This window comes from Rudaea sp., from assembly GCF_036383415.1.
Lineage (GTDB): Bacteria > Pseudomonadota > Gammaproteobacteria > Xanthomonadales > Rhodanobacteraceae > Rudaea.
Window position 1 is genome coordinate 1 of the sequence record NZ_DASVOK010000142.1, and the last position, 3,724, is coordinate 3,724.

Below are 3,724 nucleotides of genomic sequence, written 5' to 3' on the forward strand. Positions count from 1 at the left end.
ATCGCATCGTCCGCGCGCGCGTTCGCCGAGGAAGTCGGCCACGGCAACGGCGTCGTCTTCCGCGAAGGCGACGTCGGCGCACTCGCCGCCGCGATCACGCGCCTGCTCGACGAACCGTTCCTCGCCGCCGACTGGGCCGCGCAGGCGCAGCGGCTGTCGCGGCAACGCACCTGGCCGGTGATCGCGCGCCGGTTCCGCGAAATGTTCGAAACCCTGACCGAGGCGAAAGCGCATGCAGCGTGAAACCAACATCCGCCGGGCCGCTTTGCTGTTCGCTGTCGGCGCGCTTCTTCTCGTTGCAGCCTGCCAGTCGCAGCCGTTGCCGCCGCTTGCGCTCAAGGCGCCGCGCGCGGTGGTGTGGAACGATTTCCTCGGCGTCAACGCACAGTTCCACTGGTTTCCGCCGAAAGTATACAAACGCCAGATGCAGGCGCTGCACGCGCTCGGCCTGTCGTGGGTACGCCTCGGCCTGCAATGGGAACTGCTCGAACCCGAGCCCGGCAAGTTCCGCTACGACGTGCTCGATCCGATCGTGGACGCGATGCGCGACGACAGTTTGCAGCCCGAGGTCTATCTCGTCGGCTCGGCGAGCTTCGCCACGACTGCGCCGGTGAGCGCGCGCGAATTCCGCGACCAGTATCCGCCGCGCGATGTCGACGAATACGCGCGCACGCTCGCCGGGCTCGCACAGCGCTATCCAAGCGTCGCCGCGTGGCAGGTCTGGAACGAGCCGAACCTGCCGGGCTTCTGGCGCCCGCACGAGGATCCCGACGGCTATGCGCGCCTGTTCCTCGCCAGCGCGAAGGCACTGCACGCGGCTGTGCCCGACAAACCCGTCGTGCTCGGTGGCTTCGCCTATTTCGGCGAGATGGGCGTGCTCGGCGGCTCGATGATCGAGGCGATCGAGGCGCGCGCGCTGGCCGCGCAGGCGAACTTGGCGCTGGCGCAGATCGATCCTCCCGTCGTCGCCTATCACCCGTACACGCTCTACCCCGAAGGCAACAAACCGACCTCGCGCGAGTTCCTGGACAAGTCGCGCAAGCTCAACGCGCACCTGCGCACGCTTGGCGTGAAGCAGATCTGGGCCGACGAGTGGGGCTGGTCGAGCTACGCCGGGCCGAAGGAGGAACAGCCGATCATCGGCGCCGACGGCCAAGCCGATTTCCTCCTGCGCCGGCTCGCGCTGACGAGCGCGCTCGACTTCGATCGCGTGTTCCTGTTCACCCTCTCCGACCTCGATCAGCGCGCCTCGGTGCGCGACCGCAGCTACGGCCTGCTCGACCTCGCCGCGCAGCCGAAGCCGGCGTATCTCGCGCTGCAACGCTTCCTCGCGATCACCGGCGCGCGCCTCGAACCGGCCGACACGCCCGCATTCGCCGATCCACCTTCGGGCCTGATCGGCATCACCTGGACGCGCGCGGACGGCCATCGCCTGTTCATGTTCTGGGCCGCGGACGCGGGCGAGGTGAAGCTCGCGCAGATTCCCCGCGCGACGCTGCACGATCCGCTCGCCGGCACGCAGCGCGATCTCGCCGCAGGCACCGACGGCGCGCTGCATGTGCCGGTAACGCCTCACCTCGCCCTGCTGGAGTGGACACCATGAAAGCCCCGCGCATGCTCTGGGCGATGCCGTACCTGCCGTGGCCGACGACGAGCGGGGGCAAGCTGCGCCAGTTCCATCTGCTGCGCTGCCTCGCCGACCGCGGCTACCGCATCACCCTGCTCGTGCAGTCGAAGACGCCGCTCGACGATGAAGCGCGTTGCACGCTTGCGCCGCTGGTCGAGCGCCTGATCGTGATGCCACGGCGCCCGCTCAAACACCCGCGCACGCTCGCCGGCGTACTGTTCTCCGGCTATCCGCTGCTGGTCTGCGTCAACGGTTTCGCACCCGGTCTTGAGGCGCGCTTCGAGGCGCTGCTCGACGAGCCCTGGGACATCGTGCAGATCGAGCACAGCTATGCGCTCGAACCGTACATTGCCGCACTCGCGCGGCGCGGGCAGGCGTTCGTGCTGTCAGAGCACAATCTCGAATCGGGCTTGAGCGCCGCCACTTACCAGCGCCTGCCAGCGCTGCTGCGCCCGTTCGCGCATATCGATCAACGTCGCTATCGGCGTTGGGAACGCAACGCGCTCGCCAACGCGACCGAGGTTATCGCGCTGACCGAAGGCGATGCCGCGAGCTTCCGCGCGATCAGCGGCCGCTCGGCGCATCTCGTCGTCAACGGCGCCGACACCAGCGCGACCGCGAACCTCGCGCCTGATCATTCGAGTCAGCGCGTGCTCTTCGTCGGCAACTTCGAATATGCGCCGAACCTCGAAGCGGTGGCGTTCGCGCTCGACGAAATTCTGCCGCGCGTCTGGCAGGCGCTGCCGCAGGCACGTTTCGCCGTGTGCGGCTACCAGCTGCCGGCCGAATGGGCGCAACGCTGGCCCGACCCGCGCATCGAATGGCGCGGCTTCGTCGCCGATCTGCGCACGGTGCAGCGCGACTCGAGCGTGTTCCTCGCACCATTGCGCCAGGGCGGCGGCTCCAAGCTCAAGGTGCTCGAAGCGCTCGCCGCGGGCCTGCCGCTAGTGTCGACCGCGCAGGGCGTGTCCGGTCTCGGCGTGCACGACCGCGAACACTACCTTGCCGGCGAGAGCGCCGAAGAACTCGCCGCGGCGACGATCGATCTCCTGCAATCGCGCGACCTCGCGACGCGGATCGGCGCCGCCGGCCGTCGCTACGTGCGCGAGCACCACTCGTGGGAGCACGCGGCGAACCAACTCGAACAAGTCCATCACAGCCTGGAATTATGCGCATAGGAATCGACTACCGCCCCGTCACGATCTCGCCCTACTCCGGCATCGGCCGCCAGGTGCTGGCGATGGAGGAAGTGCTGCGCGCGCGTCCGCAGACGACGCTGGAATTGTTCAGCGCCTGTCCGCCCGGGCATCCGCATCGCGACATCGCGCACTGCCCCGACTCGGCCATTCCGGTGTATCGCCTGCATCGGCCGCTGCCGCGCTGGCGTTTCGAATCGCAGTTCCTGCCGGCCGAAGTCGCCGGGCTCGACCTCGATCTCTACATCGCCACGGCGAACGCCGGGCTGCCGCTCGGACACAAGCCCGCGAACGCGCGCTATGCGCTGCTGCTGCACGACGTGTTCCAACTCACCCTCGACAACCGCCATCGCTCGTGGATGACCGCGCTCGCCTATCGCAACCTCGACCGCTTCGCGATCGGCCACTCGGTCAAAGTCGCGGACGTGATCTGGACACCGTCGCGCTACACCGCGAGCGAGGTTGCGCGTCTGTTTCCGGAACACTCCGCCAAGCTGCGCGTGCTGCCGAACTGCGTGAGCTTCCACAATGGCGCCGCGCCGCCGCCCGATCTCGCCGCGCCGTTGCCGGAGGGGCGCTACTGGCTGCTTGTCGGCACCTGGGAGCCGCGCAAGAACACGACGTTCTTCCTCGACTGCCTCGCCAACGCGCGCGCACAAGCCGTCAACGGCACCGAGTTCCCCGAAGTCGTCATCGTCGGTTCGCCCGAGGATCTCTCTGAGCGTCATCGGCACACGCCGGGCGTGCGCTTCCTCAATCGCCTCGACGATCATTCGCTGCAGGCGCTGTATGCCGGTGCGGAATGCTTCTGGCATCCCGCCTATGCGGAAGGATTCGGTCTGCCCGTGGTCGAGGCGCTGCGCAACGGCACGCCGGTCGCGGTCGCGCACGGCAGCGCGCT

3 protein-coding genes and 1 pseudogene are annotated in these 3,724 nt (G+C 68.3%); all 4 read left to right on the forward strand.

Going from position 1 to position 3,724, the window contains the following annotated elements; translation table 11 throughout:
- Positions 1-243 (forward strand): annotated as a pseudogene (locus VF497_RS05555) (glycosyl transferase family 1); the annotation flags it as partial.
- Positions 233-1,603 (forward strand): beta-galactosidase, encoded by a 1,371-nt coding sequence (locus tag VF497_RS05560; RefSeq protein ID WP_330886636.1) that lies wholly within the window; start codon positions 233-235, stop codon positions 1,601-1,603. The pseudogene VF497_RS05555 and the gene VF497_RS05560, both read left to right, overlap by 11 nt.
- Positions 1,600-2,805 (forward strand): glycosyltransferase family 4 protein, encoded by a 1,206-nt coding sequence (locus VF497_RS05565; protein WP_330886637.1) that lies wholly within the window; start codon positions 1,600-1,602, stop codon positions 2,803-2,805. Before VF497_RS05560 ends, VF497_RS05565 begins: the two co-directional genes overlap by 4 nt.
- The coding region (locus VF497_RS05570; protein ID WP_330886638.1) for a glycosyltransferase family 1 protein at positions 2,796-3,724 on the forward strand (929 nt) is incomplete at its 3' end. The genes VF497_RS05565 and VF497_RS05570, both read left to right, overlap by 10 nt.